General features: G+C 54.2%; 28 protein-coding genes and 1 pseudogene. 9 read left to right on the top strand and 20 right to left on the bottom strand.

What is annotated here, in order from left to right; all coding sequences use genetic code 11:
• Positions 1-101 precede the first annotated feature (101 nt).
• Both HFD97_RS07045 and HFD97_RS07040 read left to right on the top strand, forming a co-directional pair.
• The gene (locus HFD97_RS07045; RefSeq protein ID WP_167431639.1) at positions 102-1,634 is read left to right on the top strand and encodes an MFS transporter; all 1,533 of its coding nucleotides are present in this window, start codon (positions 102-104) and stop codon (positions 1,632-1,634) included.
• 3 nt (positions 1,635-1,637) lie between these two features.
• Positions 1,638-2,339: an O-methyltransferase gene (locus HFD97_RS07040; protein WP_167431638.1), complete on the top strand. Its 702-nt coding sequence runs from the start codon at positions 1,638-1,640 to the stop codon at positions 2,337-2,339.
• On the opposite strand, the pseudogene HFD97_RS07035 reads toward HFD97_RS07040, so the two are convergent.
• Positions 2,326-3,351: pseudogene (locus HFD97_RS07035) on the bottom strand (NAD(P)-dependent alcohol dehydrogenase). The gene HFD97_RS07040 and the pseudogene HFD97_RS07035 overlap by 14 nt on opposite strands.
• Positions 3,352-3,456: 105 nt before the next feature.
• Here HFD97_RS07035 and HFD97_RS07030 point away from each other — a divergent pair.
• Positions 3,457-4,377, top strand: a complete 921-nt coding sequence (locus HFD97_RS07030; RefSeq protein ID WP_167431637.1) for a LysR family transcriptional regulator — start codon at positions 3,457-3,459, stop codon at positions 4,375-4,377.
• Positions 4,378-4,817: 440 nt separating this feature from the next.
• A complete protein-coding gene (locus HFD97_RS07025) occupies positions 4,818-5,438 on the top strand; it encodes a protein phosphatase CheZ (RefSeq protein WP_167431636.1) in 621 nt (206 codons plus the stop codon).
• A gap of 55 nt (positions 5,439-5,493) precedes the next feature.
• On the opposite strand, the gene HFD97_RS07020 is transcribed toward HFD97_RS07025, so the two are convergent.
• The 4 genes from HFD97_RS07020 to HFD97_RS07005 all read right to left on the bottom strand — a co-directional run bounded on the left by HFD97_RS07020 (position 5,494) and on the right by HFD97_RS07005 (position 7,757).
• Positions 5,494-5,982 carry a DinB family protein gene (locus HFD97_RS07020; RefSeq protein WP_150029095.1) on the bottom strand — a complete coding sequence of 163 codons (489 nt, stop codon included), beginning with the start codon at positions 5,980-5,982 and terminating at the stop codon, positions 5,494-5,496.
• A 161-nt stretch (positions 5,983-6,143) separates the two neighbouring features.
• Positions 6,144-6,650, bottom strand: a complete 507-nt coding sequence (locus HFD97_RS07015; RefSeq protein ID WP_140029136.1) for an anti-virulence regulator CigR family protein — start codon at positions 6,648-6,650, stop codon at positions 6,144-6,146.
• Between the two features lie 288 nt (positions 6,651-6,938).
• Positions 6,939-7,289 carry a DUF3147 family protein gene (locus tag HFD97_RS07010; protein WP_009092904.1) on the bottom strand — a complete coding sequence of 117 codons (351 nt, stop codon included), beginning with the start codon at positions 7,287-7,289 and terminating at the stop codon, positions 6,939-6,941.
• 132 nt (positions 7,290-7,421) lie between these two features.
• A complete protein-coding gene (locus HFD97_RS07005; protein ID WP_370528408.1) occupies positions 7,422-7,757 on the bottom strand; it encodes a DUF305 domain-containing protein in 336 nt (111 codons plus the stop codon).
• A 175-nt stretch (positions 7,758-7,932) separates the two neighbouring features.
• Here HFD97_RS07005 and HFD97_RS07000 point away from each other — a divergent pair, with 175 nt between their 5' ends.
• On the top strand, positions 7,933-8,316 hold the full coding sequence (locus HFD97_RS07000) for a Rid family hydrolase (RefSeq protein WP_140029134.1): 384 nt from the start codon (positions 7,933-7,935) through the stop codon (positions 8,314-8,316).
• A 13-nt stretch (positions 8,317-8,329) separates the two neighbouring features.
• On the opposite strand, the gene HFD97_RS06995 is transcribed toward HFD97_RS07000, so the two are convergent.
• On the bottom strand, positions 8,330-9,250 hold the full coding sequence (locus HFD97_RS06995) for an AraC family transcriptional regulator (protein ID WP_058957129.1): 921 nt from the start codon (positions 9,248-9,250) through the stop codon (positions 8,330-8,332).
• Between the two features lie 105 nt (positions 9,251-9,355).
• Here HFD97_RS06995 and HFD97_RS06990 point away from each other — a divergent pair, with 105 nt between their 5' ends.
• Positions 9,356-10,189: an oxidoreductase gene (locus tag HFD97_RS06990; RefSeq protein WP_167431634.1), complete on the top strand. Its 834-nt coding sequence runs from the start codon at positions 9,356-9,358 to the stop codon at positions 10,187-10,189.
• On the opposite strand, the gene HFD97_RS06985 is transcribed toward HFD97_RS06990, so the two are convergent.
• On the bottom strand, positions 10,186-11,664 hold the full coding sequence (locus HFD97_RS06985) for an MFS transporter (protein WP_167431633.1): 1,479 nt from the start codon (positions 11,662-11,664) through the stop codon (positions 10,186-10,188). The two genes, HFD97_RS06990 and HFD97_RS06985, sit on opposite strands and share 4 nt — an antisense overlap.
• 97 nt (positions 11,665-11,761) lie before the next feature.
• Entirely contained in the window at positions 11,762-12,508 is a 747-nt protein-coding gene (locus tag HFD97_RS06980) for an SDR family NAD(P)-dependent oxidoreductase (protein ID WP_167431632.1), read from the bottom strand.
• A 122-nt stretch (positions 12,509-12,630) separates the two neighbouring features.
• On the opposite strand from HFD97_RS06980, the gene HFD97_RS06975 reads away from it, so the two are divergent.
• On the top strand, positions 12,631-13,491 hold the full coding sequence (locus tag HFD97_RS06975) for a LysR family transcriptional regulator (RefSeq protein ID WP_167431631.1): 861 nt from the start codon (positions 12,631-12,633) through the stop codon (positions 13,489-13,491).
• 23 nt (positions 13,492-13,514) lie between these two features.
• Here HFD97_RS06975 and HFD97_RS06970 read toward each other — a convergent pair whose 3' ends face one another.
• From HFD97_RS06970 to HFD97_RS06935, 8 genes are all read right to left on the bottom strand, one after another.
• Positions 13,515-14,132 carry a DUF308 domain-containing protein gene (locus HFD97_RS06970; RefSeq protein ID WP_244319757.1) on the bottom strand — a complete coding sequence of 206 codons (618 nt, stop codon included), beginning with the start codon at positions 14,130-14,132 and terminating at the stop codon, positions 13,515-13,517.
• A gap of 29 nt (positions 14,133-14,161) precedes the next feature.
• A complete protein-coding gene (locus HFD97_RS06965) occupies positions 14,162-14,737 on the bottom strand; it encodes a hypothetical protein (RefSeq protein ID WP_167431630.1) in 576 nt (191 codons plus the stop codon).
• 207 nt (positions 14,738-14,944) lie between these two features.
• On the bottom strand, positions 14,945-15,535 hold the full coding sequence (locus HFD97_RS06960; protein WP_167431629.1) for a TetR/AcrR family transcriptional regulator: 591 nt from the start codon (positions 15,533-15,535) through the stop codon (positions 14,945-14,947).
• 54 nt (positions 15,536-15,589) lie between these two features.
• The gene (locus HFD97_RS06955) at positions 15,590-16,171 is read right to left on the bottom strand and encodes a cytochrome b (protein WP_150029103.1); all 582 of its coding nucleotides are present in this window, start codon (positions 16,169-16,171) and stop codon (positions 15,590-15,592) included.
• Positions 16,171-17,214 carry a catalase family peroxidase gene (locus tag HFD97_RS06950; RefSeq protein WP_167431628.1) on the bottom strand — a complete coding sequence of 348 codons (1,044 nt, stop codon included), beginning with the start codon at positions 17,212-17,214 and terminating at the stop codon, positions 16,171-16,173. The genes HFD97_RS06955 and HFD97_RS06950 overlap by 1 nt, the downstream gene beginning before the upstream one ends.
• Before the next feature lie 315 nt (positions 17,215-17,529).
• On the bottom strand, positions 17,530-18,099 hold the full coding sequence (locus HFD97_RS06945) for a DUF4142 domain-containing protein (protein ID WP_150029105.1): 570 nt from the start codon (positions 18,097-18,099) through the stop codon (positions 17,530-17,532).
• Between the two features lie 128 nt (positions 18,100-18,227).
• Positions 18,228-18,377, bottom strand: a complete 150-nt coding sequence (locus HFD97_RS06940; protein ID WP_167431627.1) for a general stress protein — start codon at positions 18,375-18,377, stop codon at positions 18,228-18,230.
• Between the two features lie 599 nt (positions 18,378-18,976).
• Positions 18,977-19,669 carry an SOS response-associated peptidase family protein gene (locus HFD97_RS06935; protein WP_167431626.1) on the bottom strand — a complete coding sequence of 231 codons (693 nt, stop codon included), beginning with the start codon at positions 19,667-19,669 and terminating at the stop codon, positions 18,977-18,979.
• A gap of 135 nt (positions 19,670-19,804) precedes the next feature.
• Between HFD97_RS06935 and HFD97_RS06930 the strand changes: the two genes are divergently transcribed.
• Complete coding sequence (locus HFD97_RS06930; protein ID WP_167431625.1) at positions 19,805-20,008, top strand: hypothetical protein; 204 nt, start codon at positions 19,805-19,807, stop codon at positions 20,006-20,008.
• Positions 20,009-20,679: 671 nt separating this feature from the next.
• Positions 20,680-21,396 (top strand): hypothetical protein, encoded by a 717-nt coding sequence (locus tag HFD97_RS06925; protein ID WP_208971006.1) that lies wholly within the window; start codon positions 20,680-20,682, stop codon positions 21,394-21,396.
• 461 nt (positions 21,397-21,857) lie between these two features.
• Here the strand turns inward: HFD97_RS06925 and HFD97_RS06920 are convergent, their stop codons facing one another.
• From HFD97_RS06920 to HFD97_RS06905, 4 genes are all read right to left on the bottom strand, one after another.
• Entirely contained in the window at positions 21,858-22,550 is a 693-nt protein-coding gene (locus HFD97_RS06920) for an amino acid ABC transporter permease (protein WP_140923388.1), read from the bottom strand.
• Positions 22,551-22,566: 16 nt separating this feature from the next.
• Positions 22,567-23,256 carry an amino acid ABC transporter permease gene (locus HFD97_RS06915; RefSeq protein ID WP_009092884.1) on the bottom strand — a complete coding sequence of 230 codons (690 nt, stop codon included), beginning with the start codon at positions 23,254-23,256 and terminating at the stop codon, positions 22,567-22,569.
• 79 nt (positions 23,257-23,335) lie between these two features.
• On the bottom strand, positions 23,336-24,151 hold the full coding sequence (locus HFD97_RS06910) for a transporter substrate-binding domain-containing protein (protein WP_167431624.1): 816 nt from the start codon (positions 24,149-24,151) through the stop codon (positions 23,336-23,338).
• Between the two features lie 20 nt (positions 24,152-24,171).
• Positions 24,172-24,909: an amino acid ABC transporter ATP-binding protein gene (locus HFD97_RS06905; RefSeq protein ID WP_009092882.1), complete on the bottom strand. Its 738-nt coding sequence runs from the start codon at positions 24,907-24,909 to the stop codon at positions 24,172-24,174.
• Positions 24,910-24,912: the final 3 nt, after the last annotated feature.

Raw genomic sequence — 24,912 nt, 5'->3', positions numbered from 1 at the left:
GTCCATTGAGACCGTCCATCCAGTCTATTTATCCACTCAGATGTCCGCAATAACATCGCAGCAGTTTTCACTCATTCGCTGTCAGGATAAAAGGTCTTGTTATGTCATACAGAGCCCGCGCGATTTTTCGCCACACCAGAACCCCAGCCGCCCTTACCGTTTTTATGGCGGCGCTGCTTTTGCCCTTGAGTTTCACCGGCGGTGTGGTTACCACGCCTGCCATCCAGCACATGCTGGGCGGTTCCCCTGGCGAGCTGTCATGGCTGACGAATGGATTTATGCTGACGTTTGGCAGTTTTCTGCTGACAGCAGGCATTGCTGCAGACGCCCTCGGCAGAAAACCTGTTTTTATCGCTGGCGCAGCGCTGTTCTGTCTCTGCAGTCTCATCATCGGCGTGATGAACAACCTGATAATGCAGGGCCTGCTCAGGTCCCTGCAGGGGCTGGCCGCGGCCATGCTCTTAGCCAGCGGCAGCGCGCTGCTGGCCGGGATCTATGAGGGCGCAGACCGGACGCGGATGTTCAGCCTGCTCGGCATCCTCTTCGGCGCTGGCTTAGCGTTTGGACCGCTGGCGGTGGGCTTTATTACCGATACCCTCGGCTGGCGCTGGGTCTATACCCTGTTTGCGCTGCTTTCAGGCGGCGTGCTGCTCGCTGGCAGAGCATACCTGCCGCTATCGGCGCTGAACGCCTCTCATCCGGCAGACAAGGCCGGGCTGACGCTGTTTACCGCGGCGCTGATTCTGTTTACCACTGCGATGATGCTGTTACCCACGGTCGGGTTTTTATCCCCTCTGCCGCTGGTGCTGTTCCTCTGCTCCATACTGTTTCTGGGTGCATTTATTGTGCGTTGCCAGCACATTGCCCATCCTGTGCTCGATATTTCTCTGCTGCGCAGCCCGCGCTTCGCCGGGATTCTGCTGCTGCCGGTGGCAACCTGCTACTGCTACGTTGTGCTATTAATCATCGTCCCGCTGCACTTTATGGGGGGAAATGGATTCAGCGAGTCGCGAAGTGCGCTTTTTCTTATGGCCCTGACTGCACCGATGCTGGTTCTTCCCGCCTGCGCCGCCGTGCTGACGCGCTGGTTTTCACCATCCGTGGTGTCAGCATCCGGGCTGATGATCGCGGCAACCGGGTTACTTTTCCTCGGGCAGGCGTTACAGGGTCACAGCACCCTGCTGCTTATCGTCGCATTGCTGATAACCGGTGCAGGCGCGGCGCTGCCGTGGGGGCTGACGGATGGACTTGCCCTCTCTGCGGTTCCGGTTGAAAAAGCCGGGATGGCGGCCGGCCTGTTCAACACCGTTCGTGTAGCGGGAGAAGGCATCGCGCTGGCGATGGTTTCCGCCTTTATTACCAGAATGAACGCTATGAACCTCAGCAAAAGCGTTCAGGGGCTGACATCAGCGGAGATTCACCAGGCGGCAGCCTGGCTGGGAGGCGGCAATCTTAAGCAGGCACTAACACTTTTACCCGGCGTTTCCCGCGCAGTGGTCCAGAATAGTTATGACAGCGCCTATCTGTGCCTTTTCCGGGTGCTGGCAGGCATCACACTGTGTTGCGCGCTGGCCGTCCTGGCCCTGTCGGGCCAGCCGCGCCGGGAAAACACCTTTTTTGAGGAGAGTGAATAACCTATGCGAATCCCTGACTATCCCTCGACAGATTCAGATAAGTGGGCACAGGTGGATGCCTGGTTTTCTGAAAAGCTTGCGCCCGAAGATGCTGAATTAAATTTCGCGCTCTCTAACAACGCAAAGCAGGGCTTACCTGCTCATGATGTGTCTGCTTTGCAGGGAAAAATGTTGTCACTGTTCATCCGGATGTCGCAGGCCGTCCGGGTTCTTGAAATCGGTACGCTTGGTGGTTACAGCACGATCTGGATGGCCAGAGCGCTTCCTCAGCATGGAAGCGTGACCACTATCGAATACAGTGCGCATCATGCAGAGGTCGCCCGCCAGAATATCCATCAAGCCGGGCTGACGCACTGCGTTACGCTGCACACTGGCGCAGCGCTTGATATCCTGCCTGACCTGGAGGCGCCCTTTGATCTGATTTTTATTGATGCCGACAAGGTGAACAATCCACGTTATCTGGAATGGGCCATCAGACTCTCTCGCCCGGGCACGGTTATCGTCGGTGATAACACGGTGCGTGGCGGACAGGTGCTTGATGCGGAGAGTCACGATCCTAATGTCCGGGGCCTGCGGGAGTTTGTCCGGATGATTGCTGAGGATGAGCGGCTTGACGCTACCGCCATTCAGACGGTGGGTGAGAAGGGATGGGATGGTTTTGTGCTGGCCCTGGTTAAGGCCGGGCGCGCTGTCAGTCCAGGCTGATAACAATCTTCCCGAATGCGCCCCGGTCAAGATGCGCCAGTGCCGCAGGCAGTTCATCGAACCGGTAGGCTTTATCGATGACCGGCTTCATGTTTATGACATCCACCGCCCGGACCAGATCTTCCAGCGCCCGCCGATGCCCCACGCCGATGCCCTGAACCGTCGGAGATTTGAGCAGCAGCAGTCCGCCAGAGGCTGACGTATCGTGCGTGTCCATCATCCCGATCAGAGAGATGCGGCCATGAGAGGCGACAGCGCGGACACAATCGGCGAAGTTACGCCCGCCGACGGTGTCTATCACATGGTCAATACCCCGATCGTGCGTCAGGCGGTAAACGGCTTCGACCCACTCTTCCTTTTGACGGTTAATGCCATGGGTTGCCCCCAGCGCGGTTGCTGCCGCCAGCTTCTCATCGCTGGAGGAGGTGATAAAGACCTCTGCACCCATCGCACGGGCGATCTGAAGTGCAAACAGAGCCACCCCGCCGGTTCCCTGCACCAGAACGCTGTCGCCCGCTTTAAGGCCGCCGCGTTCAATCAGTGCAAACCAGGCGGTCAGCCCCGCACAGACCAGGGTGCAGGCTTCCGCATCGCTCAGCGTTTGCGGGGCGTTGACCAGTCACGCTTCGTTCATCACCACATATTCTGCCAGCACGCCCTGCAAGGCGTAGCCGAGGGTGTTGTAGTGCGGATTTCTGGCGTTGTTAACCGCCTTTCCCTCGATCCACTCTGCGTTGAACGAGGAGATGACGCGATCACCCTGTTTAAAACGAGACGTGCCCGAACCGACAGCCTCAACCACGCCGGCCATATCGGAACCCGGCGTAAAAGGCATCGGCATTCCTTTTCCCATCCCACCTTCAATAATGACCTTATCCCGGAAGTTAAGGGCAACGGCACTTACCCGGACCAGCACTTCGCCCGGACCCGGCTGCGGGATGGCTGTCTCGGTGAGTGTCAGATGCTGACGGCCAATCTCATTCAGTGTCCAGCGTTTCATGGTGTGATTCATCGCGATTCCTGTAGGGGTTAAGAGCAGAGATCAGAATCGTAGCATTGCCTTTTAAGATACGACGGCGATACTATTTCTCTTCATTGATTCCGCTGAGGCGACAATATGAAAAGCGAAATGAACACCATTCCGGTATTTGTGGCCGTGGCTGAATCCATGAGTTTCTCTCAGGCAGCTGAGCGGCTGCACGTTACGCGCTCTGCCGTCGCAAAAACCATCGCCCGTCTCGAAGAGAGACTTGGCGTCACGCTATTTAACCGCACCACCCGCAAACAGAGTCTTACCGATGAAGGCGCGCTCTATTATGAATATTGTCGCCGGGCGATGAACGAACTCAAGGCTGCCGAAGATCTGCTGGAGAGCGGCAAACTGCAGGCCAGCGGTAAACTCCGCGTATCGGTGCCGGTGCTGCTGGGGCACCTCTGTGTCTCGCCTGTCTTCTCCGCGCTGGCGAAAGCGCACCCGAAGCTGGAACTGGAGATATCTTTCAGCGATCGTCAGGTCGATTTGTCCGGGGAGGGTTTCGATCTGGCAGTCAGGATTGGCGCGCTGGCTGACAGTAGCAGCCTGATAGCCCGACGGCTGGCTTATCACACGATGGTCTTTTGCGCGTCACCGGACTATCTCAGCCAGGCTGGCGAGCCGGCTTCCCCGGATGAACTCCGGCACCATGCGGCAGTGGCCTACATCCGTGGCGGACAGGTGCTGAAGTGGCAGGTCAAAAATGAACGGGGTGACGCGGTGGAGATTTCGCCGCCTGCCCGATTCACCCTGGATGATATGCAGGCGGTAAAAGATATGACGCTGACGGGGGCCGGTATCGCCTGGTTACCTTACTGGCTGGTGCGGGACGACCTCATCAGCGGCAGCATGAAACAGATACTGAAAGAACATACCTCCGGAAGCTGGCCGGTTTCTGTCGTCTGGCTGCGCACGCCGCATCAGTCGCTGAAAGTCAGGCTGGCTATTCAGGCGCTGTTCAGCGCCCTGCCAGCGATGATGGACGCCGCCGAAGCACAAGTCTGATGGCGTGCCATAAACATCAGACACAAACCTGATGCGTGATGACAGCGCCGGGGCTGTAGCGCTGTAGGTTAGGGGCTTTATGTCCTGGCGAGTCATTGAGATGAGCAGACCGAAGAGATCCAGCCCAAAAAAAAGCCCTGACAGGATTGCCAGGGCTGAATAAAAAATCTCTCGAGGGTCATCTACCCATCGTTAAAGCCAATCTACCACAAAAAATGCCAAAGTAAATAGCAAGCGATAAAATCGCTGATTTATTTATAGCTTGCTATTCACATAGCCGCATAACCGCTTTTATCAGATACGACGCTGACGTTTCTTCATGCTGTTTAAGCCGCCTTCCCATCCCCCCCTCCCCCGCCGTCAGGAGAAAAAAATCAAATTCCGCCAGGAACTGCCGATAACAGCAGATAGCGACATTGCCTACGCAGGAGAAAGCACCCATGTCATTACCCGATACCCATAGTGAGCAACAGGAAATCACCGAGATCACGGCGCGTGCGGGCGCTATCCTGCGGACGCTTCGGGACAGTCTGCAACAGCTGGGACTGGATAAAACCATTGCCGAGGTTGCGGGAAGCATCCCCAACGCGCGTGAAAGACTGGGCTACGTGGTCACACTGACCCGTGAAGCCGCAGATGAGGTTATTAACAGCGTTGAAATCACTCAACCGGTGCAGACTCAGCTGACAGAAAAGGCGGATCGATTACTGCAGCGCTGGAATGCCACGTCAGCAGAATCCATGACGAAAGAGCAAACACATCTGTTAGCGGCAGATACCGTTGCCCTGCTGGATGATGTCCCTCATGCCACGAATCTGACACGTCAGCATCTGCACGCCATTATGATGGCGCAGGGATTCCAGGATATTACCGGGCAGATCGTGCAGGCGATGATGGCGGTGCTGAATCAGGCAGAGCAGCAGTTAATCCAGGTGATCCGCGATAAATCAGCCTCACCATCCAGCGCCGCGCGCGCTACGCCGCCGGCACCTGCGTTCTCCGCTGAACCAGCCGCCAGTCAGGATGATGTGGATGATCTGCTGGCCAGTCTGGGGATATAGACCGGCTGCGTGAAGACGTATGGCGGCCATCAACGCCGCCAGAAGATCCTTCCTGTCAGTGATTGTGATCCCGCAGAAAAACGGTCAGCACATCTTTGGGCGGAACACCACCGCACTCCGAGATTAACCAGCCTGTTGCGCCGCGGTGGTAGCTTCCATGCAAAAGCATGTGATTCAGCATATCAACGGCCCTCATCCTGCCCTCGCCTCCATCGACAAAACGGAATGTAATCGTTTCGTCTAAATCGGCGGGAGAGAGTGCGCTGACATATTCAATATATCCGTTGGTACAGACGGCCATTTTAACTTCAAGTTCTTCTGCTGAGGGTGTTTCAGGCGTGTTCAGGGCCGTATAGCCGTGTGGCTTCCCCGAAATATTGGCGCTGAAAATCATGTCTGTCACATAGATGTGGTTCATCAGCCTTAACATCAGGTGACGTTTATGTGCATCAGCATTGTCGCTGAGGCCTTTAATCGTTTTAAGGGTTTCGGCATCAATCCAGCGTTTGAATTTTAAAAGTGTAACCAGCGTGTCCCAGTCCATGCTTTTTCCTGATTAACCTGTTCTGATAGCCTGACAATAATACACAACTTATCGCAGCGTTTAATCTTTCAGGTATTACCTGCCCTCACCCGTTTTTCAACCTGACGATGAACCTGGCTGATAAGACTCCGCCAGCGTTGAGCGGAGTCTCTGTTACAGGGTTAATCAAATACACCGTTGATGACGGCGGTCACGATTGCCGTACTCAGGGCAATCAGCACTAAATCGTCGCCCACGGCTCGCCACTCGTAGCCCGGATAGTAAGGCAGATCGTTTAGCATGGAAGCGGGCAACGCTTTTTTCGCAATGCCGGGCGGCAACGGTTTACCGCGTGCCACTTTCTTTGCGATGCCCGGCGGCAGGGACTGATAGCCAACCAGGCCATAGTTGACGGCAAGGCTCCGTGCACGAGAGAAGTTGATGTCGGCGTCTACGCGATCGGGTTTCCCGGCATTTTTACGATGTCCATGTTCGTTTTTTGATTTTGCGTTACCCGGCCCTTTATTGCCGTGCGCGCCATTGTTCCCGTGATTCCCGTTACCCTGACCACCGCCGTGACCGTTGCCATTGCCATTGCCATTGCCAGGATTTGCATAAACCGGTGCAGCACAGACGGCAAAACCTATAACCAGCGCAACGGCTGCTTTAAGAGTACGTTGCTTAAGCATGATGGAATTCCTTAATATCGATTGCGTCTCTGAAATATTAGCTAACGCGGCAAAGTTAACAATCTCACGATCTCTCAAAGCAGCGTTTCCTGCTTTAAGAAAAAGATTATTTTAATGTTCGGACAGACAATGAAGAAATGGTGTTTTAACGCAAACTGGCCGCATAAAATAGTCATTCTGATTCTGTCTGAGGATTTAATTCACCGGCACTTCATGGTGACAGATGCCGGTATTAAGGCAGCAAGTCGAATGGCCTTTTTCAGCGCTTATTAACGCATGCAGACTTATTCAGAGAAGAATGATTCCAAATCGCTTCAGTAATATTGCCCAGAGGGCAAAGAGCACGACGGTTATCGCGCAGGCGATGAGCAGTGTCAGCCAGAAGCCAGCACGCGGGTAAATAAAGGGGAACAGGATAAACATCGGCAGTGTCGGCACCACGTACCAGAAGGTATACCAGGCGTGAGCGGCTATTTTTTCCTGTGCCTGCCCTTCCAGCTTCATCCAGATAAGCACCAGCAGGGTCACCAGCGGCAGGGCCGCGAGCAGGCCGCCGAGCCGGTCGCTGCGCTTTGCCACTTCTGAGATCAGTACAACCATAAAGGCCGTTATCGCATATTTTGTCACGAGCCAGATCATCACACTCTCCTGAATCTTAAACCCACAAGTCAGCCCTGCGGGTTTAATAAAGCACCAGCAACGGCAGCAAGACTCTCTGGCGGTAACGTTGTGAAGATCATCACGTGAATGCGCTTCACGCCATCGCAGCCATTATTTCTGCAGCCATTTTTCCAGCTGTTCGATTTCACCCTTCTGCGCTTTGATGATCTCCTGCGCCATCTTTCTCATTTCAGGATCTTTACCATATTTCAGCTCCGTTTCAGCCATGGCAATCGCTCCTTTGTGATGCTCGGCCATGCCGCTGGCAAAGGCCCTGTCAGGATCCTGCTCTTTCATTGCCGCCATCATGTTGTGATGCATCTTCTGCATGCCCGCCATGTACTCTTTTGATGCGGCGGAGTCAGGCATATCGTGCGTCATGTTCATCTCTGCTTTCTGCGCCATGGCCGTCACCGGCAGAACCACCAGCAGTGATAGCAGGGCCATCTGTGACTTTTTCATGTTCTCTTCCTTTTACGGGTTAAGAATGCTGAGTGTAGCTGACGGCAACCTGCATTTGCGCTAACCTGGTGATTAAGCCGGTCTGAGCGGATTTGACCTCTGAGCAGAGATCGGGATGCAGAACAGACCTGAATCACTAAGCTCATCAGCGTGAGAGATCATGAAAAAACCCATCGTCCCTGAAGACTTCAAACACTATTACCATGACTGGCACTTCTCTCCGGTTATCGAATCCGATGGCACATTCTATCTCTCAGGGGTTACCGCTGCGCGTAAGGACAAACCGATAAGCAAAGATCCTGGCGAGCAATTTCATGATGCGTTTTATAAGCTGGGCGTCTACCTGAACGCTGCCGGTCTAACCTATGACAACATTGTGGAGATGACCACTTTTCATATCGACCTGAAAAAACATATCGCCCTGTTTTCCAGCGTGAAAGATGCCTATATCAAGGCCCCCTATCCGGCATGGTCTGCGATCGGCGTGTCGGAATTCATTCCGGAGAATGCGCTGGTGGAAATGCGGATTGTGGCCAGAAAATAGTGTCAGCCCGGCGTCAGTGTGAAGAAACGAAAACTGAGGCGTCCTGCGCAGGCGGAACAGCAAAGTGTTTCTGCATGCGTTTGATCTCCTCTGCCGGAGGCAGGCCAAACAAACGTTTAAATTCACGATTGAACTGCGAAGGGCTCTCATAGCCCACGGCGAAACTGGCAGAGGCCGCGGTCATCTGCTGACGAACCATCAGCATTCGCGCCTGGTGGAGGCGTACCGATTTCACATACTGCATCGGTGGCAAGCGGGTGATCGCTTTAAAATGAAGATGAAAGGTCGGCACGCTCATGCCCGCTTCATGAGCCAGCTCAGTCAGCGTCACGGATTCTGCATAGGTGGCATGGATGCGCTGCAATACTTTTCCTATCCTGCTGAACTGCCCCTGTAACGCCAGCGCGGCTCGCATGGCATTACCCTGCGCACCGGTCAGTACGCGAAAATAGAGCTCCCGCAATCGCGCCTGGCCAAGAATCTCAGCTTCAAGCGGATTGTTCAGGACCTTAAGCAACCCCTCCACAGCTGACCTCACCGGCTCATCCATCGGGCTGGAGATCATGCTCTGTGGCGCGGTTGCAGGGTGCAGCGCCTCATGCTGATTGATCTGCAACATAAGCTCAGCGGCCAGCTGAAAATCCAGATGCAGATAAATGGCCAGCAGGGGATGTGCTGCTGACGCGTCGGTTTCCATCGTAAACGGAACCGGCACGGACACCGCCAGATAGTGCTGTTCATCATAGATGTAGGTCTGCTGGCCAAAATAACCGCGTTTGCTGCCCTGACAGACAATCACAATCCCGGGGTCATACAGCACCGGCGTTCTGGCCAGCGGGCGATCGGACCGCAAAATGCGCACACCCGATAAGGCGGTCAGGTTATAGCCCTCCTGCGGGGCAAGGGCTTTTATCAGGGTGATCATGTCGGACATCGCTGCACCTCATAAGATCAGGCAAGAAAACGAGAAGAAAGGGCCTGAAAATCCGGCTCCACAGAGAATACCATGCAATTCCGACAATTCATGGAGGTTCTGATTATGACAACGGCAAAAACAATCCTGATCACAGGCGTCAGCAGCGGCTTTGGTCTTGCTCTGGCACAGGAGGCACTCAGGGCCGGGCATCGTGTCATCGGCACGGTGCGTAACCGTGCCGCGCTGGAGGCATTTGAGGCACTGGATCCTGCGCGTGCGGCAGGCCGTCTGCTGGATGTGACAGAGGTTGAGCGTATTGATGAGGTGGTCAGGGAGATTGAATCTACCCTCGGTAAAGTTGATGTGCTGGTAAACAACGCCGGTTACGGCCACGAAGGCATCATGGAGGAGTCTTCTCTGGAAGAGATGCGCCACCAGTTTGACGTTAATGTCTTTGGCGCGGTCGCGATGATCAAGGCTCTGCTGCCGGGCATGCGTCAGCGCCGTCGCGGCCATATCATTAACATCACCTCGATGGGCGGATTTATCACCCTGCCCGGCATCAGCTACTACTGCGGCAGCAAGTTTGCATTAGAGGGCATTTCAGAAACCTTAGGCAAGGAGCTGGCACCCTTTAATATCGCGGTTACCGCTGTGGCCCCCGGCTCATTCCGCACAGACTGGGCGGGGCGTTCGATGGTAAGAAGCGCGCGCGCGATCCCGGACTATGACGCATTATTCGACCCCATCCGTCAGGCCCGTGAAGAAAAGAGCGGAAAGCAACGCGGCAACCCCGCAAAGGCTGCCCGGGCCATACTGGCGCTGATTGAAAGCCACAATCCACCCGCTCATCTGTTGCTGGGCAGTGATGCCCTGGACTTAGTGCGCCAGAAGCTGACGGCACTCAGTGAGGAGATCGATCGCTGGGAAACGGTTACGCGCTCGACGGATGACTAACCGGTTCCGCGACGGCGAGATGAAAGGGAAACGCTGGCTGAGACGTCCGTGCGCCCGGAGGTGCGCCGGATTAAGCGGATACTCAGCCCTGCCCCCACCGCCAGGCAGCCGGCCATCGTCAAAAGCGCAACGATAAACGCCTGCGAAATCCCGGCTGCACTTTTATCACTGCCGAGCAGGCTGTAGAAAAGTCCACCGATGACGGCCACGCTGAGCGCCGTGCTGATTTGTAAAGCGGCGCTGGTGACGCCCGCAATCATCCCTGAAAACGGCGCCGCAACCTGGCCTGTCACCATCCGCACCAGCGTTGGCATGGCCAGCCCCTGACCCAGCCCCGTCAGGAAAAGGAGCGCCGCGAGCGGCAGCATGGCGGGAGAGTGGCCTGTCTGCGTCGTGGCGATCAGCCATGCCAGCCCCGCCAGTCCCGCGGTCTCGCATGCCATCCCGATGGCGCTGAGCAGGTTGCCGACAAAGCGTCTCAGGTAAGGGGTGAGCAGTGGCCCGATCAGAAATCCCAGACCAAAGGGCAGAAAAAGCGTGCCTGCTGTCAGCGCGTTCAGATGCAGCGCGCCCTGCAGATAAACTGAAAACAACAGAAAGAAGGTACCAATCGAATAGAAGAGTAAAACGATGACCAGTCCCTGCCCCAGGCCCGGCGCGCGCAACACAGTCGGATTCAGCAGTGGCGTTCCGCCCTTCAGGCTAAGGCGATGCTCATAACGCCATAATGCCGAGGCCAGCAGCGGGACCGTCACAAAGAGCAGCCACGTCCACCAGGGCCACCCTGCCTCCCGGCCTTCGATCAGCGGAACAATCAGCGCGCTCAGCGTCAGCGTTGCCAGCAGTGTGCCAACAGGATCGAGTCGCTGAGCGGAGGATGCCCGCGTTTCCTTCAGCAGCGGCAGGCCAAAAAGAACAACCAGCAGCGCTACCGGCAGGTTAACCAGAAAAATTGCCCGCCATCCGAGATGAAACAGATCGGCCTGAATCAGGATGCCCCCCAGCACCTGCCCGATAACAGAAGCCAGCCCAAACACGGCACCATAGATACTCAGCGCCAGCGGTCTCTCCGCTTCAGGAAAAATAGCCTGAACGGAAGCCAGCGCCTGCGGGGCCATAATGGCGGCTGTCACCCCCTGCAGTAGGCGTCCGGCAATCAGAACCCAGGGTGACCAGGCAAAACCACACAGCACAGAGGCAGCGGCAAAACCGATCAGCCCCAGAAAGAACATTTTTCCACGACCATAAATATCACCCAGACGCCCTCCGGTAATCAGCGTCACCGCATACATCGCTGCATAAGAGGAGATCACCAGCTGCTCTGCCGAGGATGACGTACCCAGTTCATGCTGAATCGCGGGCAGTGCCACGTTGACGATAAAGAAATCGAGCGGCGGCAGGAAAGCGCCGACCAGTAAAATGATAAACATGGCCCAGCGACGTGGCTCGGCCTGCGGGATGTGATGTATGGACATTAATCACTCCTTAGAAAATGGCAACGTCCCCCATCAGGGACATGAGGCAAGGGATCGGAAGGGGCGTGTCGCCCCTGTCAGCCCAGCGGCGCGACAATCAGCGCATACCGCCGGAGGCCAGTATCACTTCACCGTTTATCCAGCCCGCTTCCTCTGAAGCGAGAAAAGAGACGATCGGTGCAACATCCTCTACCTGACCGATACGGCCGAGCGGCGTCTGCGCTTCATTCCACGTCCGGAACGCCGAATTCATCGCGCCAGCGCTGTGACTTCCTTCTGTTTCGATCAGACCGGGATTGACCGCATTTACCCGGATGCCGCGCGGACCAAGCTCTTTCGAAAGTACGCCCGTGATGGCATCTATCGCGCCTTTAGCCCCGCTGTAGATGGCGCTTTCGGCGATGAAGACGCGGGTGACAAACGAACTGATGTTGATGATGCTGCCTCCCCTGCCCATGTAAGGGACGGCCGCCGCGGTGACTAACAATGGCCCCAGAACATTGATGTCGAACTGGCGGCGATAGAGCGCTTCGGTGCTCTCCTCAATGGCGGCGAACTGATAAACACCGGCGTTATTCACCACGATATCCAGCTGTCCGAAATGCGTGAGCGTGGTGCTGACCAGAGCTTCAACCCCGGCCTGGCTGGTGACATCGGCTGCTACAGCCAGCGCCTCACCCGCGGCCGCGTCGATAGCGGCGACCACCTGCTCAGCCCCCTCTCTGTCTGAGAGGTAACTGACAACCACTTTTGCCCCCTCGGCGGCCAGCTGACGGGCTATTGCGGCTCCGATACCTTTTGAACCACCGGTAACAAGAGCGACTTTGTCTTTTAATCTCTTCATAGTTAGCTTCCTGATAAAGACGCCTGCGGCGACCCAATGGAAGCTATGTTGATACCTTCAAAGTTGTTTGAGAACTGACACTTTTGTATATTCAATGTTCATTTTTGTACGGAGGTGCGGCTGTGGAGTGGAGTGATGTTCAGGTATTTCTTGCCGTCATGCGTAACGGCTCTTACGGGAAAGCGGCCCTGAGTCTGGGCGTGAGTCATCCGACGGTAGGACGCCGCATAAAGGCTCTGGAGGATGAGGCGCAGCAGGCACTGTTTCGCCGGACACAGGATGGCCTGGTGCTGACAGATGCCGGTGACGGCGTGATGAAGCTGGCCGAAGCGATGGAAAATTCGGCGCTGGCGATGGAGCGACGCCTGGCCGGAAATCATGAACGCCTTGAAGGGATTTTACGTATCTCAGCGGCAGAGTGGTTTACTAACTACGTGCTGGCACCGGTTCTGAGCGAACTGACGCGCCGTCATCCGGCGATCGTGCCGGAGGTGATCGCCAGCTTTCGCCTGCTCGATCTGTCGCGCCGCGATGCCGACGTCGCATTTCGAATTGTGCCTTTTACCGATCCCGACATCGTTCAGCGACGTCTGATGAGCGTGCCTTATGCCCTCTACGGGACGCCAGAGAAGGCGGAGGCGCTGTTAAGCGACCCCTCTTCGGTGGGGCTGATCCTGATGAACAGCGCACAGTCACACTTTCCTGACGTTTCCTGGCTTCTGGAACGGTTTCCGCAGTCGGCCCCGGCATTCAAAAGCACCAGCCGGGCTGTTCAGGCGCAGATGTGCCTGCGCGGGATGGGCGTCGCCGTTCTGCCTCAGCCACTGGGCGACGCCACGCCGGGCCTGCAGCGCATTGCCACGCCAGATATGCCGCCTTCAAGGGATATCTGGGCAGGTTATCATCAGGACCTCCGTCATATGGACCGGCTGCGTGCCCTGCTTGATCTTGCAGAAACGATGCTGGCCCCGGAACCCGACTGACAGTGCATGACGGCGTCAGGTAGCTACACCGTCACTTTACGCCTGCGACCATTTTTAAGGGTCAGCGTGATGGCGGAAATCAGGAAATAGAAGACGCCAAACGCCGCGTAGGGGGCAACCGTGGTGACATCCAGATGCATATCACTGCTCGCCTGCCTGAACATAAAAATGCCCGCCAGCGCAGATTGCGCACCACTTAAAATCATCGCCCACTGCCCATTGGAAGATTTCCAGCGGCGGAGGGACGCCGAAAGCTGAAGCAGGCCCGAAAATATTGCCCAGATGCCAAAGACTTTAATGGTCGCATTTATGCTGAAGTAGAGTGACCAGATAATCGCCGCCGCGACAATCAGGCTCACAATCAGGTTAAATTTCTGCGGTGGATTTACCGCTAATCCGCCTGATTTACTGGCATCTAAATAATTTGCCAGGGCATCCCAGGCCGGATAGAGAATAAAGAGAACGGCTCCGATGCCGGGATGATCTTTACCAATCAACACCGCGAGTAAAATCCATATAACAGATGCGGTCGCACGGATATAGTAATAAGACTGAAGCCATTGGTTCTGGGCGTGCGTAATAGATGATTGAGGGGTCTGCATAATAACTCTCCGGTTTGATCTGAAGGTAAATACTTTCACAGGCGCTGACTGACTCAGTGCCCGGCGTTTCAGTGAGACGGGGCAATATCATTCAGGTCGTTTTCGCTGATTCCCCTCCGGCGATAACCGGCTTTGTTTATCAGACGAACACTGCGTATTCGCAATAGCCCTCCTCTGGGGCTCAAAGCAGGGAACCGGACGATCTCAGGCGCAGTCCAGATAACAATCGGCGTTAGCGGGCTCACACTCCCTGGCGGATAAGGTGGCGGGCAGACAAACGGCACGTCCGGGATCAGTGAATAAACGTCAGCGTCACATCTCAACGCGAGTTCATTTTTATTCATCAGCTGGCACGGCAATGAAGCAGATTCACGATGCTCATCCGCATGACAGACGGCCTCTGAGACTCGCTTTCTGTCCGCCAGCAGTTGCGCAAGTAGTGCATCAATGTGCGTCCGCTGAGGAGTGGCAGCGACCGCTATTTTTTGCCCGGCGGGCAGCGGGACCTTATGAGCCAGTGAAAGCCGGACCTGATTCTGCAACTGCGTCTGAAAACCGGCTGCAATGGCGTCAGGCTGGTTACTCATTCTAAAACAGAATGAAGAGAGAACAGGTAATGATGGCAGAGCACGAACTGTCGTCATAAATAACTTCCTCGTGTTTGCTGAGACAAAAGCGATCTGTTCCGCCAGCGGATGCATGGCAGTGATTCCGGATAATGTAATTACCGGGAATAATTAACCGTTCTTCTGGATAGCCCGCAATAAAATTCAGCAGCAGCGCGCTGAATTTAAATGAAAGCGGGAAAATAGTAACAGGTGCCGCAAAGGCGGCTATTTACCCGGACTCGATTAGTGCCTTTTCAGTAATCGTTTTATTACCGGTTCGACAATTTGCAAAAATATGTCGGGATTATTAAAAGCGCGTGCAGCAATAATCGCACCATGTACCGTCGCCATAACCGATTTCGCTTCTGCTGCTGCACTTTCCTGCAGGTTAAACACGTGGCTCTTATTTCCCCTGTCCAGCACAGCGGTCAGCCATTCCGTGAGATCGCTAAAATGTCCGGTCACTTCCTGAGCGACCTCTTCAGGTAAAACCGGTAACTCCACAGCCAGCATCACACAGATACAGAAAGGCGAGTTGTTCTCTTTTATGCAGGTGGCCCAGAAGTTCACATAGCTGTTAATCTCCCCCAGGGCATCTCCGGCGAAGTGCTGACTGATTGCCGCCATGCCTGTCTGTGCCTGCTGACGATAATCACTCACCACCGCCTGCACCAGATCCGCTTTGGCGGGGAAATGGTGATGAATACTGGATTTGCGGATTTTTACCCGCTCAGCCAGATCGGCATAGCTGAAGCTGTTATATCCGCCGGAGGTGAGCAGCATTCGGGTATGGTGCATTATTTCTTCGGCTTTCTGTGAACGTTCGGTACTCATGCATGCTCCGGCAGTTGAGATCAATTAACAGCAAATCGGTAAACGGCCCTGAACCTACTGACCGCCATGCGGGTTGTCAAGCGAGCCTGGCGCGCCTCCTTTACGCTTACTCAGGCCAGCCATACTGCTGAACACCCCATCACGCAGTATCAACCCATGGAACAGGGCAGCGGCAAGGTGCAACATCACCGTCAGGAAAAGGGCCAAAGCAACCCAGCTGTGAAGCGGCCGCAGCACAGCATAGGCGTCGTTGCTGACAGGAAAAATGGCCGGCAGCACCCGGTTACCCAGGGTAATGGGATAACCAGCGGCCGACTGCATCGCCCAGCCGATGAGAGGCTGAGCCAGCATCATGGCATACAGCGCCCAGTGGGACAGATGCGCTAACCCCTTCTGCCAGCCCGGTAGCGTGGCCGGCAGCGCAGGTTTAGCGGTAGTGAAGCGCAGCCAGAGCCGCACAATCACCAGCAACAGAATCATCAGGCCCAGCGGTTTATGTATGGCCACCAGCAGGCTGTGCCATGACGACACCGTGGAGACCATGGCGACACCCATAAACAGCATTGCCATGATGGCCGCGGCCATCAGCCAGTGGATGATGCGCAGTGCCGGGTGAAAAGTGTTTTTCTGTTTCATCAGTGAGCCCCGGCCTGTTCGTGGGTGCGAGCATTATAAGATTTGGCATACGCAGATGAACGCGCATTCAGAAGCGGGTCATCCGAGGCTGCAATGCCATCCGGTAAAATCAGCGGATCGTAATTGATGTCGTTACACGCGCCATCCTGCTGAGCCGTCATCGTATGGATGGTGAGGGTTCCGGCAGTGATCTTCTTGCGGTCTTCTGGCCACGCCACCGACGCATCATTGCCTTTATCCCCTGCATCCGCTTCGGTGATGATCAGGTCCCACTGCTGCGGCCCCTGTGCCAGTCGCTGCTGCAAATCGTTTCGTAAGAAGTCAGCGTCCCCCTTCTCTTTTACCGCTATCGGCTGATAGTCAGCGTGCGGCACCATACTCCAGCGCACCAGATGGGAATGGCCTGCGGCATCGATAAAATTAAAGGCGTTCAGGCTGTTAAAGCGATCGCTAATCCAGCTGGAAGAAGGCACTGCCTGCTTTGCCCAGCCAAAAAAGCGTTTGATCTCCGGGTGCTGCTGCACAAAAGCCTGAACTTTAGCGGGATCGGGTTTACCCGTTCGGGCATCCGGCAGCGTCGCGACCTGCAGATCGTAAAAACCCTCCACGCTCTGGACCGGAAAGAACGGCATCGCATTCATGCCGGTTCGCCACTGTTCACCATTTTTCTGATAAAAGGCCAGCGCCATGCTGCGCACCGGCACCGTATAGTCAGGCGCATGGGGATTGCCGCCTGCAATTGCCAGACGACCCACCACAGGCGTCACCCCTGGCGCGAACAGCGCGGCGCGCGACAGGGCACTGGCGTTACCGTTTGACGAAAAGTCGCCCAGAATACAGACGCCTTTAGCATGATTGCGGCGAAAGCCTGGATGCCTGCCGCCCGACTTTTCTAAAGCCGTGACCAGCTTATCCGATGTCAGCCGCGACCTGTCCAGCCAGCCACCCGCCCACAGTAAGAGCGCAAGCAGCAGTAACGGTATGACAGCGATTATCGCCAGACGCGCTAATTTCTGACGGTCAGAAAGAGAAGATTTATTCATTAACACACTCAACATTGCAGAAATTAACGTCAACGCTCATTCGCGCGTCATCCTTCACGTTTTGCCTCTGACAGAACGATGACCCCGTAAATCGCGCCGGGCCTGCAATGAATCTACTAGTAGGTAGGCTAAGGTGTCAAACGACTTTGCGTCTTTCTTTTAATCATCTGTGCTTCAGAGAGGAAGCTGGATGAGGGGCGTATCAGGAGTTACAGACAGCGTCTTTTCCGGCCGGTACATCGCGACAAATGGCGTCCACCCTTCCGGACGCCCTGCCCACCCGGCACGCTGTTTACTCAGTAAACCCTGAGCCGGTTACTGCGACATCTGTTGGGCAGATTTCAGGTGCTGCTCGACAACCGGGGTATGCGCGTCGGCCAGCGCTTTTACATCCGGATCTTTTATCGTCTTAGCATCACTTTCCAGCGTTGACAGCACCATTTTATGGTCTTTCAGGCCGGCATTTTCCATATACATTTTGTCAAATGCCCCGCCGCTCTGCTTTTCCAGTTCCAGGGCCATCGCCTTATGCGTGGCATCCGGCTCAGTGGGTAGCGCGACCCCTTTTTGCTGAGCGACCGTCTGCACTTTGGTCAGGGCAGCGCCGTGATCGGCAACCATCTTCTGAGCGAAGGCCTTAACGTCAGCGCTTTGCGACTTACTGAGCGCGATTTTTGCGGCGGCAATTTCATTGATATTGGCCTGCGCCATCTCTTTAACCGCTTTCTGGTCGCCGGCGCTGAGTTTTCCGTTCGATGCGGAGGAGGCGGGATTACCGCTTTGCGGTGTGTTCGTCTGCGTCTGAGCCTGCACGCTGGCAGTAGAGAACAGGGTCACCACTGCTGAGACAGCCAGCAGCCCTTTCACCGTTTTTGTATATTGCATTGTGTACTCCTGAATAGGGCGGGAGAAAATGAACTCTGCACGGCACAAAGTTCCGGACAAAATAGATCTGAATACCGTGCAGCAATAGCGGAGTCAGGCACGGGTTTCCTGCGTTTTACCGCGACGGCTCACTGAACCCCTTTACGTCCCGCTTCAACGGCCCGTTCAGGGTTATTTTTAAAATTCCCACTACTGGCTTTTCCGCCAATCCGTCCCGCTTCTGAAGCCCGCTGGGGATTTTCTGCGAAATTACCCGATCCGCCTCTGTGCTTGTTCATATTCATCTCACTTTAAATGTTAAGGACTTAACAAGCGTGGTTTGAATGGTGTTTAAACACAAACTTTTAGCATTATTTCCACTGAGAAAATCATCGCGTTAAATATTCCCGCTTCGCTCAGAAAAAAATATATCGTCTTTATAAGCAACAGGTTCACTCTGAAATCTGTACCAAAGCGAAAATCATTGCATCGCTTTCCTGATGCGTTTTTAAGACGATTCTTAGCTGTAACCCGGGCAGAGATAACCTGCTGCCTGATCAGGATTTTAAATAATCTTACGAGCCTGATGCCACGGGTAAAATCAGCAGGACTGGCGCTAAAAGAAGAAAATCACAGACTGCTTTTACGAAATAAAGCGTAAGCGGCAAAAAATAAAAAGCAGGAATGAGACAAAATCGTGAAGCTGGAATTTTCAGTAAATGTTTCCTGTTTCCGGTCCAGCCGTTGTCATGGATGGCAGATAAATGAACTGCGCCAGTAAAGTACCGCTTCCCTTAAAATGTGGCAATCTGTCAGAGGGCCAGGAGCAATCCGGAATCGATGAAAATAAATTTACCGAATTTCTGCCAGCGGCGCGGGACGCAATCCGGAAAACAATTCAATCTGCGTTTCCGACTGAGTCAGGTTCAATAGCCTCAATCAGAGATTTACCCTGATTATGAATGTTGCCGACTTTGCGGGTAACAGGATGCCAGGTAAAGGCTGTCTCAGTTAAGGCTGCGTCACGTGCGATCTCCTGTGCACGTTCTGGCGTGGTTTCTGCACTCAGCCATTCGCGTACTGCATCGGCACGCAAAACCAGCGGGCGACGGTCATGAATATCAACCATGCCTTGATTGCTCGCGGCCGTTACGATGACAAACCCCTCGCGCCCGTGATCCCTGCCGTAAGGCGCCCTGCCAATCGCAGCAAAGAACAGCGGCTCCTGCTTTTTGTGGCAGATAAAATAGGGCTGTTTTGCTTTGCCGTCCCGCTTCCATTCAAACCAGCCATCTGCCGGAACAATGGCGCGTCCATGCTCCCAGAGAGGTTTAAACATACGCCCTGTGGCAGCCGTCTCACCCCGCGCATTGATGAGTGGCTGCTTGTGCCACCACTCCGGACCATAACCCCAGTTGACCGGGTCAAAGTGGATCTCCTCCTCCCGCTCATTGAGCAGCAGGACGTTTGTTCCAGGCGCAACGTTGTAGCGCCCTATCGGTTCCGGATCGTAAATGACCTCATCGGGCGTCAGCCCCAGTGCGTCAAAGTATTCATCTCTGCTGCTGTACTGCGCAAACCGTCCACACATAGTCACCTCCTCTGCAAAGGATAGTGTGTTACGGGCAGGCCGCTCAGGCTATTTTCAGGATGCGCTACTCTTATTCTGGTCAGCGTCAGCGAATACTGAGGTCACGACGCAGCTCATCAGACAGAGGACGCGAAAATGAAAATTACGGTGGTTTTTGAAGATACAGGCGTGGAAGAAGAGCATGACTTTGACGCGAAGCCCCGCGCAGGCGATTTAATTACGTTGCCGCGCGACGGAAAAGGAGAGGATTTTATCGTGCTGATTGAGCCCAATCCTGATCACACGCATGACGATGGCCGCGACGGACATCCCACTAAGGCCAGAGTCCGGCCTGCGTAGTGCTAAGCGCGAGGCAGGAGTTCAACATGTTGAAGCCCGTTGCGAAAAATTCACCAGAATATAATGTTGGTGACGCAGTCAAATGCTAAATCTGCTTAGCAGGGGACCGCCGAGCTGCTGGCTTTAAGAACATCGCTATCAACTCAGGTAAGCATAAAGCCGGTGAATAACGAGCAATATTTACAGTAAATGAGTTCCGGGCATTATGCGACAAACGTCTAAGGTCAAGCGTTTGTCGCCAATGCCCTCATCAACTCTGCATGCGTTTTCAGGACAGTGCCGTTCTCCGTAATGCCAAGGTCTATAGTGAAACTATTCTGGCCGCCAGAATTGAGCCGCAGGTTAATCGCTTGCCATAATCAGAGCTATTCAGACCAGATACGAACATATTCTGTCACGTCCAGTACTCCTTTACATGTGAGTAATCTCAGAAAAACGCTATCTCCGCAGCGCTAAAGACGCCTGCTATACCAGTAATGTAACCCCAGCGTTCAAAATTAGTATTCTGAAACCTTAAAGTTCACATGCTTTATGCCGATATTATCAGCGATATTGGATGAGTTTAAAGCAAATCAAATATTCAGTAACTTAATGGGAGTAATATTTGTCGATAGATTTCTTCATGACAACACTTCCAGTTTCATTTCTATTGCTCTTAGGGAATTTTTAAAGTGAAAACGCTTAAAAGGATTGCGGTTAGAGAAAATGAGCAGGACCTTGAAATACTCTTAGGCTCCTGGATAAAGGCAATTGTACGTTACACCTCTGCTAACCCATATGATAACCCCTGGTGGTACAATGAAAGGGCATCATTGAGTGTATTAGCGGGAGCAGCATGGACTCTAAAAAAATGGCATGCATTAGAGGAATTTTCAACATTCAAACGCCATCGCACACTCGAGCCTGGAGTTGATAGTGGCTCATTGCGGCATGGCCGATGCGATCTCTATATCCAGTCTCCAGGCACGAGCTTTGCCATTGAGGCCAAACAAACCGTGCAGTCAATTGGTTTTCGTTCAGATGGCTCTACTTTTGCCGAACGGGCTATGCGAAAAGCCTGGCAGGACTCTGGTGACCTTAATAAACAGGAAGCACATCGTCGGTTTGCTGTAACATTTATCGTTCCTTCAATACCAAAGAGTGAAGTATCAGTTAAAGAAAATGGCGAAGATAAAATTTGCGAAAAAAAGGTTGAAACAGCAATTAATGCCTGGCTGGATAATCAAAAAAATTTAATTGAGCAGTCTGCCAGACCTAAGGATTTTGCTTACGTCTTCCCGCGACTTGGCACGCCGAATTACTTATACGGTAACAGATATTATCCTGGGGTAGTGATGATTTTTGAAGAGCGCTATCGTGCTTATCGCCGTGAAAACACCAATGAATAGAATTTGAACATTCAAACCTTTCAGAACCATGAAGTTCTTCATGACCCTAATGTAGATTAGGGTGATCTTTATCGACAATCAATTGCACAGCTTCTTACCAAGTCAGGAAGAAGCTGTGCCGCGAAATATAATTTCGAAACTCTTTATTCATGAAAGAGCTATGACTATCTTTGCGATATAACACCAATAATAGATGTCGCTTCAAGGTTATCTCTTAAGCCTTTAGTAGGTGGCTTTTATAAACTTGTTCGTATCACCTTCCTCCCACTACCATTTGATGAGCGCGAATGTTTCAGAGGATGATGGAGACTATCACAATAAAAGTGGTTGTCCGGTCCCGAATAAACCTCAAAAAAAATTCTTAACTTCACGTTTTCGGTTTATCTCATTGCGATTTAACCGATCCTGGCCGCCCGGCTTATGCCACACCGGGCGGCCCTTTCATGACAACGCAATAATTATCAGGTGCGCACGCGCAGTGCGGCCTCAATCCTGTCGGCAATTTTCGTGACCACATAGGCAATCACCATGTAGAACGCTGCCGCAATCAGGAAGGCTTCGAGATAGTAGAAGTTCAGGGCTGCCGTTAACTGGGCCTGAGCAAAAATATCCACCACTTCGATGGCAAACGCCAGCGACAGGGCTTTCATGATCACCATAAATGCATTTGCCAGGTCGGGGATTGCCGCCACGATGATCTGTGGAAACATCACCCGACGGAACAGCTGTCCGCCGCTGTAGCCGAGCGATAAGGCGGCATCCGACTGACCGCTGTCGAACGAATTCAGCGCGCCTTTCCACACTTCAGCCTGGAACGCCGCTACGCAGGCACTCAGCGCCACAATGATGATGACCCAGTTCGGTAGCGAGTGAGCATTAACCGCTATTCCGGACAGCGTGGCGACAAAGTGCAGCGCCGGGGGCAGACCGTAGTAGGCGAGGAAAATCACCACCACCATCGGCACACCTTTGAAGGCAATTTTGTAGGCGATGACCAGCTGCCGCAGCACCGGGATGCGCTGATGCTCAATAAAGGCAAACAGTCCGCCCAGCAGCGTCGAACAGATGAATATCGTCACTGCCATCAGCAGCGTTACCGGCACCGCATCCAGAATGCTCCAGAAGTCCGGCAGTAACACCTCAGCATCAAACATAGTTTTTCTCCCCTGCTCAGACGCTGGTGGTGAACTTCACGCGCGGTGCAGACTTAGCGCTGTACTTCGCATGACGTTGTTCGAAGAAGCGGATAACCAGCCACGCCACACCGCACAGCAGTGAATAGAGCACGGCCAGCACCAGATAGGTGCCGAACTGATACTGGTTGTAATCGCGTTCCATAATCAGGTGCGCGGTCGCCATCACATCAGCTGCACCGATGTACATCACCAGCGCCACATTATGAATCAGATAGATAATGGCATTTCCGTAGCCCGGCAGCGCAAAGTGCACCGCCTGTGGGCCGATGACACGCAGCATTTTCTGGCGGAAGCTGTAGCCCAGGCTGTCGGTGGCATCGTGCTGACCACGCTCAACCGCAAGATAGGCCGGGCGCATCACTTCCGACAGGTAACCTCCGTGATAGAGGCTCAGGCCGATCATCGCCGCCACGTTGGCGGTGAAAAAGTCGCGAAAACCGAAGTTATCGGTAATCAGTGGCATGCCGTAGAAGGCGACAAACAGCTGCAGCACCACGGGCACGCTGCGCGCGTAGGAGACATAGAGATCGGCCAGCTGGCTGATCACGGGAAGACGGCGCACGCGGAAAAACGTGGCGATAAGCGCCAGAAAGAACCCGATAATCATCGCCACAAACATGATGCCGAGCGTCAGAGGCAGCGCCGACAGCAGTTCTGGGATCATGGAGGATAGATTCACGGTGAAACACTCCTGCTAAAAAGGACAGCCTGCGCCCGATCTGACACCGGGCGCAGTGAATCTGTTACTTCATGTACTTCGTCACGTCTTCGCCAAACCACTTCTGCGCCAGCTTATCCAGCGTGCCATCCGCTTTCAGCGCCTTTAACGATTGAGCGATGTCATCACTCAGCGCCTGATTCTCAGCGGAGCGGTGGATCAGCACATAGGTGTTGTTAATCACCACCGGCTCACTGGCTTTGATCGCCAGCTTCTGGTTGTCGATGACCGTCTGCTCACCCAGATTTGACGGCAGGATCAGCGCGTCATATTTCCCGTTCTGCACCTCTTTCAGGCGATCCGGGTAAGGCACACCCGCGCTGGACGCTTTGATGGTGATTTTGTCGTTCGGATTTTCCTGCTGCCACTGGGTGACAAACTTATAGACACCACCGCCTGCGGTCACCGGCACGATATTCTTACCGACCAGATCTTTCATGCTGTTGATGTTGCTGTCGCTGCGACTGTAAATCTTCATCAGGCTGGCACCGATCGGTGCATCGGGGATCAGGAACTGTTTACTGCGGGCAGGCGCTTTATAATATCCGCCCGTCGCCATGTCATATTTGCCGGTCACCAGACCGGTTTCCTGAGCGATATCCGCCGCGCCTTCCATCACAAATTTATACTGTGGCAGTTTCGCGTTGATCGCTCTCAGTACGTCCGGCTCGTAGCCCTGTGGCTCATGGCCGATTGCGCCCCATGACAGGGGTTTGGACTCTGCTGCGGTAGCGATCTTAATGGTGCGAACGGCATCCGCAAAGCTGTTACCGCTAATCAGGGCCAGTGCGATGATGCCAGGCGCGGCCAGGCGATGTAATGTGGTTTTGATTGCAGGCATGTCTCTGACTCCTGTGATTATTAGAATACTTTTTCTGAGTTGAGGAACTGGGCAAGGCGCGGCAGCGTGGGGTTATCAAACATCTCTGCTGGCGTCCCCTGCGCAGCCACCACACCCTGATCCATAAACACGATGCGGTTCGAAATGCTCTTCGCAAACTGCATTTCGTGCGTCACCAGCAGCGAGGTAATGCCGGATGACGCCACATCTTTGATCACTTTAAGCACTTCCCCCACCAGCTCGGGATCGAGCGATGAGGTCGGTTCATCAAACAGCATCACGTCGGGACGGACTGCCAGCGCCCGGGCGATACCGGTACGCTGTAACTGCCCGCCAGACAGCTGTGACGGATAGTGATGGTGCTTCGCCCCCAGGCCTACGCGCTCCAGCTCCTGCACGGCGATGTCGCGCGCCTGCTGTCGGGTTTTACGCTGGATAACGATCAGCGGGTCCATCACGTTCTCCAGCACCGTCATGTTCTTGAAGACGTTAAACTGCTGAAACACCATGGCGGTACGCAGACGGATCGCCTGAATCGCCGCTTTGTCGGGTGACTGATAATCCATGCGGATCTGATCGAGCTGAATCGTCCCCGCGGACGGCTTCGCCAGATAGTTGATGCAGCGCAACAGCGTGGTTTTCCCGGTGCCGCTTGGCCCGATGATCGACACCACATCGCCACGTTTGACCGACAGGTCGACGCCTTTAAGAATCGGGTTGCTGCCGTAAGCGAGCGTAATATTGTTGAGTTCTAACATCCG

Origin of the sequence: Pantoea sp. EKM103V, from assembly GCF_011800365.1 — a bacterium.
GTDB classification, from domain to species: Bacteria; Pseudomonadota; Gammaproteobacteria; order Enterobacterales; family Enterobacteriaceae; genus Pantoea; species Pantoea anthophila.
The sequence above is the reverse complement of the archived record's forward strand: the minus strand, read 5'-3'. Positions and strand labels throughout refer to the sequence as shown.